The following is a 16,162-nucleotide window of genomic DNA, read 5'->3' as shown; positions in this document are numbered from 1 at the left end:
ATTTTACTTGGCAGCAAATTCCCTGCGGATAATGTTCAGCGCAGCGCCTGCTTTAAACCATTCGATCTGCTGCTCATTATAAGAATGATTGACATCAAAGGTTTCGATTACGCCATCGGCATGATGCAACACAATTTGCAGAGGTTTGCCGGGGGCAAACTCCGTAAGCCCAATGATGTCGATTGTGTCATCTTCCAGAATACGGTCATAATCTTCCTTATTCACGAAGGTTAACGCCAGCATTCCCTGCTTTTTCAGGTTGGTTTCATGAATGCGCGCAAAGGATTTTACCAGCACTGCACGTGCTCCCAAATGACGGGGCTCCATAGCGGCATGTTCCCGGCTGCTGCCCTCTCCATAGTTCTCATCGCCCACAATGATGGTGCCGATGCCGGCGGCCTTGTAGGCACGCTGTGTAGCCGGCACGGGGCCATATTTACCGGTCAGCTGATTTTTTACATTATCGGTTTTATCATTAAAGAAGTTCACTGCCCCGATCAGCAGGTTGTTGGAAATATTGTCCAGGTGCCCGCGGAATTTTAACCAGGGCCCAGCCATGGAAATATGGTCAGTGGTACATTTCCCTTTCGCCTTAATCAGCAGCTTCAATCCTTTCAGATCAGTACCCTCCCATTCCGGAAACGGATCCAGCAATTGTAAACGGTTGCTGTCCGGAGCCACTTTTACAACCACTCCGGAGCCATCCGCAGCCGGAGGCTGGTAGCCCGGGTCATCTACTGCAAAGCCTTTGACAGGCAGTTCATCACCCGTTGGCGGATCCAGCTTTACAGTCTCTCCTTTTTCATTGATCAAAGTATCTGTAAGCGGATTAAAGGTAAGGTCTCCCGCAATGGCCAGGGCAGTCACCAGTTCCGGTGAAGCAACAAAGGCAAAGGTGTTGGGGTTGCCATCTGCGCGTTTTGCAAAGTTCCTGTTGAAAGAATGCACAATGGTATTCTTTTCCTGCTTATCTGCACCCAAACGGTTCCACATACCAATGCAGGGCCCGCAGGCATTTGCAAATACAGTTGCGCCTATATTGGCAAACGTATCCAGAAAACCATCCCGCGCAATAGTATAGCGCACCTGTTCAGAGCCGGGGGTGATTGTAAATTCGGCTTTTGTTTTCAGGCCCTTTTCATTTACCTGCTTTGCCAATGATACCGCGCGGCTGATGTCTTCATAGGAAGAATTGGTACAACTGCCGATGAGGCCCACTTCTACCTTTGTAGGCCATTCGTTTGCAGCAGCAGCTTCCTTCATTTTTGAGACCGGTGTTGCCAGATCCGGGGTGAACGGCCCGTTCAGATGAGGTTCCAGTTCATCCAGGCTGATCTCGATGACCTGATCAAAGTATTGTCCGGGGTTTGCGTATACTTCCGGGTCTGCCGTCAGTTGTTCTTTAATGGCATCTGCTGCGGCGGCCACATCCTCACGTCCTGTAGCCTTAAGGTAACGGCTCATACTGTCGTCATATGCAAACGTAGAAGTAGTGGCACCAATCTCCGCACCCATATTACAGATGGTTCCTTTACCGGTACAGCTTAATGCCTGCGCGCCTTCTCCAAAATACTCCACAATACAGCCTGTACCACCTTTTACAGTTAAGATACCGGCTACCTTCAGGATTACATCCTTCGGAGCCGTCCAGCCGTTCAATTTTCCGGTCAGCTTTATCCCGATCAGCTTTGGCATTTTCAGCTCCCAGGGAAGGCCGCTCATCACATCACAGGCATCTGCCCCGCCCACACCTATGGCAATCATTCCCAAACCGCCGGCATTTACGGTGTGGCTATCGGTACCAATCATCATTCCCCCGGGGAAGGCGTAATTTTCCAGTACTACCTGGTGTATAATGCCCGCTCCCGGTTTCCAGAAACCGATCCCGTATTTATTAGATACAGAAGAAAGAAAATCAAATACTTCGCTGCTTTCTTTTTTGGCAACGGTCAGGTCTTTTTCCGCACCTGTCTGCGCCATAATCAGGTGGTCGCAATGCACCGTGGAAGGCACAGCTACCCTTTTGCGCCCCGCCTGCATAAACTGCAATAATGCCATTTGGGCCGTAGCATCCTGCATGGCTACACGGTCAGGTGCAAAATCAACATAATCCACACCGCGCTCATAGGCTTTGGTTACCGGCTGGGCAAGATGTGCATATAATACTTTTTCGGTAAATGTAAGCGGCTTATTTACAAATTTCCGGGCGCTATTTATACGATTTTCAAAATCCGCATATACCCTTTTAATCAAATCAAAATCGAATGCCATAATACTTAAGTTTAAATATTATACGTTCAACATTTTCAACAATGGAAGCATCAAAAACTATCCTACCAGCTGTTTGGAAGCAGGTGCAAATTTCGTCAGATTAATACCTGCCACTGCTGTTTTATATTCCTCTATGCTTGGAATGCGCCCAAGAATGGCAGACAGGACGACAACGGGCGTGGATGCAAGCAGGGACTCTCCCTTTTTACGCTCGGAATCTTCAACCACTCTTCCCTGGAAAAGGCGGGTCGAGGTTGCCATTACGGTATCTCCCTTTGCTGCTTTTTCCTGGTTCCCCATGCAAAGGTTACAACCCGGGCGCTCCAGATACATCATATTCTCGTACGCTGTGCGGGCTGTTTTTTTAGGCAAAAGATCACTAAACTCAAATCCCGAATACTTCTCCAGTAATTCCCAATCCCCCTCCTGTTTCAGTTCATCAATGATATTATAAGTTGGCGCTGCCACTACAAGCGGTGCATGGAATTCTACCTTACCCTGCTGCTCTTCCAGGTTCCGGAGCATTTGAGAAACAATTTTCAAATCGCCTTTGTGCACCATACAGGAACCAACAAACCCCAGATCCACTTTTTTTGCTCCTCCGTAGTAAGAAAGTTCCCTGATCGTATCGTGTGTATATCTTTTTGAAACATCTTCATTGTTAACGTCCGGGTCGGCAATCATCGGTTCATCAATCACATCCAGGTCAATCACTACTTCTGCATAATACCTGGCATTTGCATCCGGAGTCAGTGCCGGCTTTTCACCTGATTTAATTTCTGCAATCCGCTTATCTGCTTTGTTAATCAGGCCCTGCAGCACCTGTTTCCCGTTATCCATGCCCCTGCCGATCATGATCCGGAGCCTGCTTTTGGCTATCTCCAGTGATTCAATCAAGGTGTCATCCTGGGAAATACAGATGGAAGCCTTTGCCTTCATTTCTGCTGTCCAGTCTGTAAAGGTGAATGCCTGATCAGCAGGAAGCGTTCCGATGTGCACCTCAATGATCCTGCCCTGGAATACGTTTTCCCCGCCAAATTGCTGAAGCATTTGAGCCTGTGTAGCATGCACCACATCACGGAAATCCATGTGGTCTTTCATTTTTCCCTTGAAAGTGACCTTCACTGATTCGGGAATCGGCATGGATGCTTCGCCTGTGGCCAACGCAAGCGCAACGGTTCCTGAATCTGCCCCAAAAGCAACACCTTTTGACATTCTTGTATGAGAATCCCCGCCAATGATGATTGCCCATTCGTCTACTGTCATATCATTCAGCACCTTGTGAATGACATCAGTCATTGAATGATAAACGCCTTTGGGGTCACGGGCAGTGATCAAACCGAATTCATTCATGAATTTCATCAGTTTCGGAATATTTGCCTGTGCTTTCTTATCCCATACAGAAGCCGTATGACAGCCGGATTGGTAGGCTCCATCTACGATCGGAGAAATCACTGTAGCGGCCATAGCTTCCAGTTCCTGGGCAGTCATCAGCCCGGTTGTATCCTGTGAGCCTACGATATTTACTTCTACACGGACATCCGAGCCGGCGTGTAACACTTTACCCGGGGTTACACCTACCGCGTTTCTGTTGAATATTTTTTCAACTGCTGTTAACCCCTGCCCTTCAATAGAAATTTCCTTTGACGGGGCAAATACAGCCGGGGTATCGATGCCCAGTGTTTTTGCGGCAAATGTCTGGATTTTTTTACCGAATACCACTGCATAAGAACCACCGGCTTTTATGAATTCCATTTTCTGGGGAGTGAGCGACCTGGAAATGTCAATCAGCTCCCGGTTGCCATTATACAATTTCTTTTTCTTTGTATTGATCGTAAGAACCGTTCCCGTGGCAACAGAATAAACTTCTTCCAGAACCGGTTCGCCTTTTTCATTCAATACGGGTTTGCCAGCTGCATCCAGTTTTTTTACCCAGTTTTTAAGATCGATGCCGATACCGCCGGTAACGTCAACAGTAGTGAGGAAGATCGGCGAAATACCATTTGTTCCCGCAACGATCGGAGCAATATTAACGAACGGCACGTACGGGCTTGCCTGTTTACCCGTCCAAAGCGCCACGTTGTTTACACCAGACATTCTTGAAGACCCTACTCCCATAGTACCTTTCTCCGCAATCAACATCACACTTGCGTCAGGATGCTGTGCCTGTAATGCCCTGATTTCACTTTGCACCTTGGGAGTAATCATACACTTACCATGCAATTCCCTGTCAGAACGGGAGTGCGCCTGATTACCTGGAGAGAGCAGATCCGTTGAAATATCACCTTCACCGGCTATGAAAGTAACTACCTTAATTTCTTCAGGCACCTCCGGTAATTTAGTAAAGAACTCAGCCCGTGCATAGCTTTCCAGAATTTCTTTAGCAATTGCATTACCGCTTTTGAATGCTTCCTTCAGACGGTCTGTATCTGCTTCATAAAGAAATACCTGTGTTTTAAGAACATTTGCCGCTTCCTGAGCAATAGCGGTATCAGCCCCCAGCGCTAAATCAAGCAACACTTCAATGGAAGGGCCACCCTTCATATGTGATAATAACTCAAAAGCAAAAGCAGGCGTAATTTCTTTAACTACTACTGCACCAAGAATGATTTCCTTTAAGAATTTTGCTTTTACACCGGCAGCGGGAGTAGTACCCGGCAGGGTGTTATAAATAAAGAATTTAAGGGCATCTTGCCGACGGGGATTATCCAAATCCTTGATTTGTGTAATAATTTCGCTTAGCAATTCTGCACTATCAATCGGCTTCGGATGAAGCCCCTGCTCTTTTCTTTCTTCGATTTCTTTAATATAATCGTTATAAATACTCATAATCATTTTTCACTGTTAAAGGCAGTTTTTTAAAACGGTAGCTGATACTGCCATTTTTTCTTTACCAGCCTGTGTAAATTGCAAAAGAGCCGTTTCGCCGTAGCGCCCCCTGCATGGATACCCTGCCGGGCGAAAATCAACAGAGTCTATGCCGTGCGCTGCAGGTCATCTGCCGATTGCGAAAATAAACGTATATTATTTTTTGCTAAAATGTAAACAGCTTTCCTCTAACACATATTGCTGCTCTTATACCATTTTCAAAATCGTTATATACATCATTATCCCGTATCGGAATGGCGCAAATTTACAATTTTTTGACGGTTTTAAAGGGCCAAAATTGTCATTTCAATGAATATTAGATAATTTTGCGGTATTCCATTTCAGATTTACTAACTATGAACCGTCTTAAAAGCTTTGTTGAGTGGAACGCCTTTGGTGTTTGTTCCTCAATAGGGAACCGGTTGAGTATTTCTCCCAGCCGCATCCGCCAGTATTTTATTTATACTTCTGTTTTAACAATGGGCTCTCCCATTATTATTTACCTGGTACTGGCCTTTTTCAGAAATGTAAAAAACTATATCCATTCTTCTAAAAGAAACCCCTGGTATTATTTGTAGCATTGAGAACTGCTATTTTTCTTTCGCATTGATTTATTCCGGGTCTACCTGAAAATGCAACGGCATTGAGAATACCTATTCCAAAAATATATTGGGCTGTGTTGGCTACTTTAATTCTCCAGCCACTTAAACTTTCCAAACTGCGTCAAATAGGCCGCCCTTACAGGGCTTCATGAAGCTGTTTGCAGGAAAGTTACCAATAGCTAATACGGAAATGACATTTTAATCAGACCGAAAAGTTTCCCGAAGACGCAACGATTTTTTGTTGGTCGTGTTACGTCCCGCTGTTCCGAACCTTCGGAACGCAGACTTCCGCCAATGGCGGAAGCGCAGATGGACGGTGCCTGCGCTGTTCTGCAAATTCTGCGGAAGCATTGAATGGCACGGGCCCTTTCTTTTGGTGCTGCCTGGAAATCCGGGGGTATCGGGAATGCTATATCCTAAAATAGATCCATCTGCTTTTAGGAATTTTTAATGCCCGGCAACTTAGCCGTAACACTTTGTTTAGGTCTATAATAAATTTCACTTGCATATTAGCCCCCATAGGGCTCATTACAGGTAGTAAATATTGTGAATAAAGATCAATAGCCCCATTGGGGGCGACCTGTTGAACCCCGGTCCCTATCAGGGCTTATCGGCAAAGGGCTAAAGCTCATTTTGCGATCACCGGATTTACTTGAAACATAATACTTGCCTATATTCCCTGTTCCCATAGAAACCCTATTGTCAATCATTTTTCACAAACTATTCATCAGCGCTGCATTAGCTTATATTGTTGCGTTGTGTTGATAGCAGCACTATAGCTGACGGGTGCGACGCAACGAGGTTTCATAGCAGTACCACAGCGGGCTCATAATAAAAAAAGATGCATTAACTTAAGTGCAGGCGAATAACCATTGGCCCTTTGCTATTCAGTTGTCAACGTCAGGGCTTTGTTTGCAGAAGCAGGCAGTGTTCCTTTTTGCAGGCTAATGCTGAATACGGTACCTTTTCCCGGGAGGCTTTTTACCCGGATATCGCCGTTATTTAATTGCGCAAATTCTTTACACAACAATAGCCCGAGGCCCGTTCCCCGTTCTCCTGCGGTACCGAACTCCGGTTGCTGACGGTTCAGGAATAATGTGCTGAGCCGTTGTTCATCCATTCCTGCTCCCTGATCTGCCACTGAAAGCACAATCATACCATTGTGCTCTTCCATCCCAACAGTGATCGTTCCTCCTTCAAAACTGAATTTCACGGCATTGCTGATGAGGTTGCGGAGAATAACCGATACCTGGTCCCGGTCTGCATACAGCACTGCCGTATCAGGCACCCGGGTATGTATCTGTATGTTCTTTTGCGCTATAAGCAGGTCAAAAAACTGAATCGCCTCTGTGAGGATGGGCAATAAATAAAAATTACGAGGCTGGGTATGCAGGCCCTGCATACCCAGTGTACTCCAGCGCAATAAATTATCCAATGTGCCATTTAAGCCTGCAACCCGCTCTCTTAATAAACCGGATGCAGCCAGCAGTTCATCTGCACTGAGCACTCCTTCCTGAAACTGATCAAGCAATGATTGTAAGGTGATCAGCGGGCTGCGGATATCATGCGCTACTATGGAAAACAATTTTTCCTTATCCTGATTCATAGCCTGCAGCGCCTGCCGCTGGTGTTCAACCTGGCTTTGATACCCGTATTGTATACGTTTAAAGAACAGGATAATGAATACAATAAAGACGGTTACACTTAAAATATTTGCAAATACCCGGCCCCTGGAAACGGGCGCCCCCAGAACAGAAGGTTGCGGAAAAAAGATCACCAGCATAATAGCCAGTACCACCAGTATGCAAAGTATAATTTCCAGCCATCCCTCGTCATAAACCAGCATGGTAACAAGCAGGATGCTCAGCAAAAAATACTCGGACCCGTTGTGAAAATACAGTCCGGCAATGGTAAAAAAGACAAGATTAAATCCCAAAAGGAATAACCGTGCAAAATAATACCGTTTGTGATAATGCAGTACGAGCACAAATATTGATGAAAGCGTATTGGCCATATTTATTGCTGACAATATATAACGGCCCTGCACTAAATTTACGATACAGAAAAAAAACATCAGCGGAACACAGGGCAGCGCAATCAAATTCAGCAGCCTCGTACGCCGCTCTTCCAGGTAGGGCATGCCCGGGTAGGTTCCTATAGACGCCTTTCTCTCCAGATACGCAATAACCGTTTTAAATACCTTTTTAATCATTCTTTGTTCAGGCAATTTTTAGATGAATAGTAAAATGAGGCTGTACATTAGCTGCTGCTACTTATTCAAAAGCGCCTATTTTATTAAGAGCACCTTGTATTTAAAGCTTTCTGTATAAATCCTTACTTCATTTAATCGTTTGTTTATTGGCACTCTGATTTTAATAATCCCCTTTTTGTAAGGTCAGGGTAAAGACCGTTCCCCTGCCCTCCCGGCTCTCTGCCTCAATAGTACCCTTATTCAGCAATGCAAATTCTTTGCATAACAATAAGCCCAGGCCCGTTCCCCGTTCTCCGTAAGTTCCATAACCGGGTTGCTGCAATCCTGCAAATAATGCACTGGTCCGCTGCTCATCCATACCCATTCCCCGGTCCGCGATCCGGAGCAGCACCTGATCATCTTTTTGAGCTGCCGTAATAACAATATTTCCTCCCTCATAACTGAATTTCAATGCATTACTTACCAGGTTACGCAGGATAACCGCAACCTGATCCTGATCGGCATAAACCGCTAATTCGTCAGGCACCTGCAGCTCCATTTGTATATGCTTCTGCCCTGCCACCGTATTAAAGAGCTGGATGACTTCTTCCAGAACAGGCAAAATAAGAAAATGCTGTGCATGCGTCTTTATTCCACGCATTCCTAACATGCTCCAGCGAAGCAGATTATCCATGGTCCTGTTCAGACCCGACACCCGGTTCCGGATCACTACAGAGGCTTCGTTCAGTTCTGGGCCGCTTAAGAATCCATCCTGGAACTGAGACATCAATGCCTCCAGACTGGCTAAAGGACTACGGATATCATGCGCAATAATGGAAAACAACTTCTCCTTATCCTGATTCATCAGGAATAAAGCCTGCTTTTGTTTTTCAATTTCCTGCTGATAATCCTGCTGAATGCTTTTAAAAAAATACAGCGCTAATACTGTAAAAAGTAAAGATAAAACAATATTGCTCCCTATTCTACCGGCACGCACCGGCCCTATCGGGTACATTGGCACCGGGTGCGTAAGGGCCAATGCCGCCGCAGTAATGATCAGCAAGCTGATGCCTGCTATAACCCATTTATTATCAAATACAATTATTGTAAGGATCAGCGTATTCAGCAAAAAATACTCAGCACCTGTATGAAAACAAAGTCCCGAAACCGTATAAACAAAAATACTGCAGCCAATGCGGGTATACCGGGCAGCCATATATTTACGCTTTTTATGAAGCAGCAATACCAGCAGCAACGACGCGAGGTTTACGATATTCAAGCCCACAAGGAAATAGCGTCCCTGCATCCAATTTATAAAGGGATAGATCATTACCGGGGGAATTGCAATGAATACCAGCACATTTAATAACCGGACACGCCTGCATTCAATTAACGGCAGTTCCGGCTCTATACCCATATTGATGATCCCGGTCCAAAAATGGAGCACAAATTGACTGATTCTACTGTACATCATTCGGATAATTGACAGATTGTACTCCTTAAGCAGTAAATTTTACCAATTACTTCAGTTCGCTTTAAATACAAGGCAAAAATAATTCGAAAAAGGTGTAACATTTTCAAACTTTTTACTATTATTTAGTAAAAGGGAAGTAATTACGTTTGAACCAGACCTTGGAAATAGCGAGAGATGAGCAGGTTGAACTTTGCAGAAAGGGTGACAAGAATGCCTATTTTGAGGTATATGAACGTTATGCAAAACCCATGCTGAACAGCAGCATGCGCATTTTGAATAATATTGCAGATGCGGAAGATATGGTTCAGGAGGCATTTATTGATGCTTTTAACAACCTGGAATCTTTTACCTATAAAAGCTCTTTTGAGGCCTGGCTGCGCCGGATTGTTATCAATAAATCCATCAGCCTGCTCCGGAAGCGGAAGATCAGCTGGGCGGATATAGATCTGTCTAAAAGTATTGCGGATGAGACCGCCAAAGTAAATGAAGAAGATTTTGAGTTTGATGTATTCCGCGTAAAGGCGGCTATAAAAGAATTACCGGAAAATTACCGGGTCATTTTTAATTTGTTTGTTATAGATGAACTGAAGCAGGAAGAAATTGCTGCTCTGCTCAACATCTCTCATAATAATGTACGTACCATTTTTCACCGTGCAAAGAAAAAAGTACTGGACATCTTAAACGCGAACAGTAATGAGCAATAAACTGGAAGATTTTATACGGAAAAATAAAGAAGCATTTGACGACCATGAGCCTTCAGCGGCCCTATGGAAGCGTCTGGAAAAAAAAATACAGGCAACTGAAGAACCTGCTCCTGCTAAAGTGGTTCCGGTTAACTGGTGGAAATGGGCCGCCGCAGCGATGATCATAATAACAGCAGGTGTATTAAGCCGGCCGTACTGGAAACCGGCAGCCCCTTCATCCGGCCCGGTTGCAAAGACCACACTGAAAGATACCGATACAGTGACCCCGAACGGAACAGATACCAATACGCTGTCCGGAGAAGAGCATTTTCTGGCACGGGGCAAGGACGAACCTGATCCGTCTGCACAAAACAATCAAAAGAAAGACAGAACGAACCCTGAAAACACTTCCCCGCAGGGAACAATTAATGAGGAGCTGTTCCACTACGCACGTTTAATTGAAATAAAGCAAAAGGAAATAGCAACATTAAAAAATCATCATCCGGAATTATTTAAACAGTTTTCTCAGGATCTGACCGCATTGAACAAATCCTATGGCGCCCTTAAACAGCAATATGATGAAGGGTTAAACAGCGAGCAGCTTCTGAACGCTATGATCGATAACCTGAAAATGCAGACCGAACTGTTAAATAAACAATTAGAGATCACTAAAAAATTGAAACAACAAAATGGTAATGACAAAACATATAAAATTATTTAGCTTTTTTATCCTGCTGCTGGTATATTCAACCGTCTATGCATCCGGTAATGACTGGAACTATGAAAAAAGGAAATCCTTTACCCAGAGCTATCCTCTAAGCAGCAGCTCAAAAGTGTCTGTTAAAAACTCTTTCGGCAATGTTACTATTAACCATTGGGCGCAAAGCGAAGTGAAGGTGAACGTTACCATTGTGGTAAAAGCCAGCACTGATGAGGCGGCCCAATCCATTCTCAATTCCATTGATATCGAAAGTAATGGAGGTGCCAACCCCTATTTTGAAACAAAGATTAATGGCAGGAACCAGGGGCGCAATCATGGCAGGAACAGCAGTTCTTCCATGCAGATCAACTATGAAGTATATATTCCGGCTAATACGAATTTAAAGATTGTCAATTCTTTTGGGAATACAACTGTTCCGGACAGGAAAGGCAATATTGCGATCTTCCAGTCCTATGGCGACCTTAAAACAGGTGCACTGCCGAATATCAGCCAGCTCTCTGTTGAATTTGGCTCACTGTCTTCCCAGTTGCTGGTAAATACAAATGCGACTTTAAAATTTTCAAAAGTAAAAATAGAAAAGCTCTCGGGTAATTTTGATGGAAATTTTGAGTTTTGCACAAAGCCGGAGATCCGGTTCACCAACGACATCCATAAGATCAATATCGATGCAAAATACTCTGATCTTATCATTACCCTGCCCGCTGGTTTTGATGCTGATTTTAACATATCCACCAAGTTTGGCCGCGTAAAAAACAACAGCAGTATCCGGCTGGATGATAATGATGGCAAGAATTTTACCGAAATACGCTACAACAGCCCTTCAAACAACAGCCAGCGCAAGGTATATATCCGGAGCGAGTTTGGTAAGGTGCAGTTGCAGTAGTTTTAAAAACAACCGTGTTGGGTGTATAGCCGGGTCTGATACATACTACTATTTCGACATTCAAAGCACACAGTCGCCCTGAGTTTTCTATTTGCAAAAGCAAAATCAATAAGGCAATGACAATTCTTCTTAGGGGTACCCTGAAGATGCCATCCCGGACCTGTTCCGGGATTTGTTTTTGTTTCAGGATCTGTTGAGTGATACATACATAGATGCTGAAATACCCGTCCGACCGGGGTCATCCAGGCGGGAATTCAGCATGACTAAAACGGGGTTGGGTTTTAACGTATCATATAATCTGTCATGGGCAGCCAATCATAAAAGCGTTACCTTTAAGCTTATTGGGATGACAATTTTTTCAATCGTTATCCCGGGCGCAGCCCGCGATAGCCAGAAAAGCCGGGGATCTCTGTATTATCAGAGAGATGCTTCTGCTCATTCAGCTCCGCTCCATCCGGAATGATATTCCTTATGTAGATTCATTTTCCAACAACTTACAATGCTCGTCATTAACTTGGCAACCATAAAAACATTGCATTTAAGTTTATTCGGATGACAATTTTTTTTTAATCGTCATCCCAAACCCGCTTTCAGCGGGTGCGCAGAGGGATCTCATCTGTTACAGAGATCTCTCCGCTCGTTCTCCGCACTCGGTCGAGACGACGATCTTGTATATTGTTGGCTTTCAATACAATAAGATACTTGTCATTAACAGCTTGCCGAAGGATGATCAGGCTTCGGCAAGCTCCTGGCATACCTTCACCTGGTGCCATTTAAAAGTCTAAACGGTACAAGAATTCCCTTTATAATAAAAGCCATCAAAAATGATGGCTTTGTTTGGTAGAACAGTAAAAAAAGGTATCTTTCTGTAGGCAATTAATCATATTTAAGATGTTTATAATAATAAGAAATGGCTTCTCCTAATGAAGCCACATGAAGTTTTTCATAAATCCTTTTTGTGTACGTGCTAACCGTGTTAAATGTAACCCCCAGCTTGTCCGCTATCATTTTATAGCTTAGCCCGTTTGCAAGAAGGTTCAGCACTTCTGTTTCCCGGTCGCTTAGGGTAGTTGCTGATACAGAGGGCTTAAAGTAATCCAGCACTTTTACAGCAATACCCGGGTTCATTACAGCGCCGCCATTGTATACATCACGTATAGCCTGCAACAATTTTTGCGAGGAGTCGGTTTTTAAAATATACCCGCTGGCGCCATTGCGGATACTGGTAAAGATCTTATCGCTGTCATCAAAAACCGTTTGCATCAGTACTTTGATTTCCGGGTTAACGGCTTTGATCTTTTTTAAACCTTCCAGGCCATTTACCTCCGGCATATTGATGTCCATCAAAACAACATCCGGTTGTGTGTCTTCCATTTCGGCAACGGCATTCTTACAATTTTCTGCCTCTCCGGCATACTCAAATTCATCAGTAAACTGGATCAGGTTTTTAAGACTATCCCGTCTTGCTATATTATCGTCATATATAAAAACCCTGATCGACATGATATTGCAAAAGTAAAAGAGTGTAACATTACCTTTTGTCACTAATATTCGTGACAGGCAGTTTTACCAGAAGCCGGGTGCCGTTGCCGGGCTTACTAAACAGGGTGAAGCTTCCGTTCAGTTCATTTGTTCTTTTTTTCATATTGCGCAAGCCGTTCCCTGTTTTTACCTCCTTTTCGTTAAACCCTTTTCCGTTATCAGTTATTTCAATAGCAAGTGCCCCGTCTTTTATATAAAGATGCACTGTTACATGGCTGGCGTTACTGTATTTGACAACATTATTAATGGCTTCTTTTACGATCAGCACTACGTTCTTCCGTGCAGTTATATGCTGTATTGTTTCATTAACGCCAGGTTCTATATTGATGGAATAATCAATCTCCTTATTTCCAAGCACCTCACTTACAAAGTTTTTTATACGGCTGTCTATACTGAAAAGGTTGTGCTTATCCGGCCGCAGGCTCCAGATAATATCTCCTATATCTTCCATGATTCTGGAGGTATTTGCTGAAATCTGATCCAGCAGATATCGTGCTTTTTCAGCATCTTTTTCAATAAGCTTTCCGGCCACATCGCTGTACACCCGCAGGCTGCTTAATGATGACCCGATGTCATCATGCAGATCTTCTGTGATCCGGTTGCGTTCATTTTCAATTTTTTGTTGTTGTTCATAATTCCTTTTCTGTTTTATGATCTTCACTTTATAAAACAGGAAAAGAATTAACCCGGATAACAGTGTTGCTACCAGAAAAATAAACCACCATCGCTTATAATAAGGAATTTCCCGGTCAAAGATCAGGGTCAGTTCACTATTGCTGACCTGTTTATTGATGTCTACAGCTCTCACTTTTATTTTGTGCCTGCCGGCTTCCAGCTGCAGATTCAGGGTATTGCCGATGATTTCATTGGGTACGGTGTCCTCATCCAGCCAGTAAACAAAATGATCCAGCATGCCCTGCAGGTTTACCCCGGAAAATGTAAGCGTAACGGTACCCTGGCTGCTGGCCAATTGGTAAGCGGCAGCAACGGGAACTGCTTTCTGATTGATCTTTACATCAACCAGGTAGGTCTTTATGTCCGGAACAGGAGTTTTTATATCTGCCGGCATTACGGCGATACCATTTTCAGTAGCCAGGTATACAGAATCATTACGATAAAATATATCATTGATGAGATTGGTTGTCAGCCCTTCCCGCTGATTAATACTGATGGCGTTATAAGAAAAGGCAGTGTCGTCATTTTTATACTTTATGCAAATAATGCCTTTTCTGGTAATGGCCCATACATACCCCGTTTTATCAAACGCCTGCAATTTCATTCCCGGATAATTCAAAAACTGGTTTTCATTAATATGATAGAGGATCTGATTCTGCTTCAGAACAAAGATGCCGCTGCTCGCAGTGGAAACCCACAGCAATCCATCGGGCGTTATAGCCATTGACAGCACCCTTAATCCTTTTAACGGGGTTGCTGCGCCGATTTCAGAAAGCCTGTTTATCTCATAATCATATTGAAACAGGCCCTCTGTAGTGCCCACATAGATTATTTTTCCCTGAGACTCCAGGCTTGAGATCCTTAACAAGGGCACATTCAGGCGGGTTGCATACTCTGTTACAGCGTTGATCTTATATAACCCACCGAGCTGACTGACCCCTGCAGCTATGATAATGCTGTCATTAAAAAGAATCCCTCTTTTTAAATTCGTAAGCCCTTCTGACCCGTTTAACCGTATAAACCGTTTATAGTTGACCATACAGCCCCAATCCGAGAAAACAAAAACTTTTTTCTGTGCGGTTAAAATGCCCAGCACTTTTGTGGCATTTCCATAAGAACTGATATTCCGGATCCGTACCGTCCTGCCAGGGAACAATTCAGCTATATCCCCGTAATTATTGCCTCCGTAAACAGCACCATCTTTTTCAACAAACAAAGACCGGAAGCTGTTTTTTATGGACAGGCCGGGGAAGGGTTTTTTAATAGTAATGTTGCTGTTTCCAAAAAGCAGCAATCCCTTATCTACTGTTGCTATCCAGATGTTTCCTTCCCTGTCTTTAAAATAGGAATTGGCAAAGAAGTCGCCGGATATTTTATACTTAAAAAGATCTGTTTCAAAATCAAAAACATAGATAACCCCTTTTGTGGTCGAAACAAGAAATTCATCGTTATTGCTTCTCCTGATCAGCAGCGGGTTTGCGCCTATCGTTCTCTCTGTTACCTGAAAAGGCTTTTTGCTATCTGCTGTCCTCTTCAGAATGTACATTGTAGAATCTCCTTTCAGCACATATAATTTATTGCCCAGCAGCATGGAAAATCCATACAGGGGTTGAGCACCTTTTTTTTCAAAAAGGAACAGGCTGTCCGTTCTGTCCTTCGTTTTTAAATAGGCGTATTCCTTTTTCCCGTCTTTTATCAACAGATCAGAATACATCCAATAGGGCCCGGCGGGCCCATTGATCCTGTTATTTATTTTATGGGCATACTGTACCAGCTTTTTATTTTTAAATACCAGTTCCCCGTTGCCATTAAAGAAAACAACGCCCCCCTCATCCAGTACTTTGGAAGACAAGACCAGCTTTACAAAGCTTCGCTGAACATCCGAGTTTTTCAGAGGATCTATAAAGCGATCTGTTTTTTCATCATAATAACAGGGGCCCTGCTTAAATGTATTGATCCATATAGTACCATCCTTTTCCTTCACCACTTCCAGCACATCATTGTCCGGTACTCCATCTGTTAAAGAATAGTTCTTAAAGTATTTGCCATCAAACCTGGACACACCATTGTCTGTTGTGATCCATAAAAAGCCTTTGTCATCCTGAACACAGGAATATACCAGGTTGCTGGGCAATCCGTCTTTTATAGAAAAACTTTTAAATAACCGGAGCGTTTGGGTAAAAGCCGCAGTAAATGTGCAAACACAAACCACCAATAACAAAATTATTTTGTTAGCTATACTCCGGCAATTA

10 protein-coding genes are annotated in these 16,162 nt (G+C 43.8%); 4 read left to right on the top strand and 6 right to left on the bottom strand.

Annotated elements, in window-relative coordinates; genetic code table 11:
- Positions 1-3: 3 nt before the first annotated feature.
- The gene (locus tag A8C56_RS02410) at positions 4-2,271 is read right to left on the bottom strand and encodes an aconitate hydratase (protein ID WP_067751544.1); all 2,268 of its coding nucleotides are present in this window, start codon (positions 2,269-2,271) and stop codon (positions 4-6) included.
- A 57-nt stretch (positions 2,272-2,328) separates the two neighbouring features.
- Positions 2,329-5,106, bottom strand: coding sequence for a bifunctional aconitate hydratase 2/2-methylisocitrate dehydratase (locus tag A8C56_RS02405; RefSeq protein ID WP_245645717.1), 2,778 nt, complete (start codon positions 5,104-5,106; stop codon positions 2,329-2,331).
- Between the two features lie 389 nt (positions 5,107-5,495).
- On the opposite strand from A8C56_RS02405, the gene A8C56_RS02400 reads away from it, so the two are divergent.
- Positions 5,496-5,717 carry a PspC domain-containing protein gene (locus A8C56_RS02400; protein WP_067751538.1) on the top strand — a complete coding sequence of 74 codons (222 nt, stop codon included), beginning with the start codon at positions 5,496-5,498 and terminating at the stop codon, positions 5,715-5,717.
- Positions 5,718-6,624: 907 nt separating this feature from the next.
- Here A8C56_RS02400 and A8C56_RS02395 read toward each other — a convergent pair.
- A complete protein-coding gene (locus A8C56_RS02395; RefSeq protein ID WP_067751535.1) occupies positions 6,625-7,953 on the bottom strand; it encodes a sensor histidine kinase in 1,329 nt (442 codons plus the stop codon).
- A 160-nt stretch (positions 7,954-8,113) separates the two neighbouring features.
- Positions 8,114-9,406 carry a sensor histidine kinase gene (locus tag A8C56_RS02390; RefSeq protein WP_067751532.1) on the bottom strand — a complete coding sequence of 431 codons (1,293 nt, stop codon included), beginning with the start codon at positions 9,404-9,406 and terminating at the stop codon, positions 8,114-8,116.
- Positions 9,407-9,552: 146 nt separating this feature from the next.
- Between A8C56_RS02390 and A8C56_RS02385 the strand changes: the two genes are divergently transcribed.
- From A8C56_RS02385 to A8C56_RS02375, 3 genes are read left to right on the top strand one after another with little or no spacing between them, the layout of a single operon-like run.
- Positions 9,553-10,110 (top strand): RNA polymerase sigma factor, encoded by a 558-nt coding sequence (locus A8C56_RS02385; protein ID WP_084489950.1) that lies wholly within the window; start codon positions 9,553-9,555, stop codon positions 10,108-10,110.
- Entirely contained in the window at positions 10,100-10,810 is a 711-nt protein-coding gene (locus A8C56_RS02380) for an anti-sigma factor (protein WP_067751529.1), read from the top strand. Before A8C56_RS02385 ends, A8C56_RS02380 begins: the two co-directional genes overlap by 11 nt.
- The gene (locus tag A8C56_RS02375; RefSeq protein ID WP_067751526.1) at positions 10,785-11,693 is read left to right on the top strand and encodes a DUF4097 family beta strand repeat-containing protein; all 909 of its coding nucleotides are present in this window, start codon (positions 10,785-10,787) and stop codon (positions 11,691-11,693) included. The genes A8C56_RS02380 and A8C56_RS02375 overlap by 26 nt, the downstream gene beginning before the upstream one ends.
- 876 nt (positions 11,694-12,569) lie before the next feature.
- On the opposite strand, the gene A8C56_RS02365 is transcribed toward A8C56_RS02375, so the two are convergent.
- A complete protein-coding gene (locus A8C56_RS02365) occupies positions 12,570-13,196 on the bottom strand; it encodes a response regulator (RefSeq protein ID WP_067761513.1) in 627 nt (208 codons plus the stop codon).
- Positions 13,197-13,224: 28 nt separating this feature from the next.
- Positions 13,225-16,122, bottom strand: a complete 2,898-nt coding sequence (locus A8C56_RS02360) for a sensor histidine kinase (RefSeq protein ID WP_245645877.1) — start codon at positions 16,120-16,122, stop codon at positions 13,225-13,227.
- Positions 16,123-16,162 lie beyond the last annotated feature (40 nt).

Source organism: Niabella ginsenosidivorans (assembly GCF_001654455.1).
GTDB lineage: Bacteria > Bacteroidota > Bacteroidia > Chitinophagales > Chitinophagaceae > Niabella > Niabella ginsenosidivorans.
Note: the sequence above shows the minus strand (reverse complement) of the source record. Positions and strands in the feature narration are given on the sequence as shown.

Bases quoted from the DNA above. Each gene is read 5' to 3' on its own strand.
- A8C56_RS02375 (WP_067751526.1), top strand. From the start codon at position 10,785: ATGACAAAACATATAAAATTATTTAGCTTTTTTATCCTGCTGCTGGTA.
- A8C56_RS02410 (WP_067751544.1), bottom strand. From the start codon at position 2,271: ATGGCATTCGATTTTGATTTGATTAAAAGGGTATATGCGGATTTTGAA.
- A8C56_RS02390 (WP_067751532.1), bottom strand. From the start codon at position 9,406: ATGATGTACAGTAGAATCAGTCAATTTGTGCTCCATTTTTGGACCGGG.
- A8C56_RS02400 (WP_067751538.1), top strand. From the start codon at position 5,496: ATGAACCGTCTTAAAAGCTTTGTTGAGTGGAACGCCTTTGGTGTTTGT.
- A8C56_RS02365 (WP_067761513.1), bottom strand. From the start codon at position 13,196: ATGTCGATCAGGGTTTTTATATATGACGATAATATAGCAAGACGGGAT.
- A8C56_RS02380 (WP_067751529.1), top strand. From the start codon at position 10,100: ATGAGCAATAAACTGGAAGATTTTATACGGAAAAATAAAGAAGCATTT.
- A8C56_RS02395 (WP_067751535.1), bottom strand. From the start codon at position 7,953: ATGATTAAAAAGGTATTTAAAACGGTTATTGCGTATCTGGAGAGAAAG.
- A8C56_RS02405 (WP_245645717.1), bottom strand. From the start codon at position 5,106: ATGATTATGAGTATTTATAACGATTATATTAAAGAAATCGAAGAAAGA.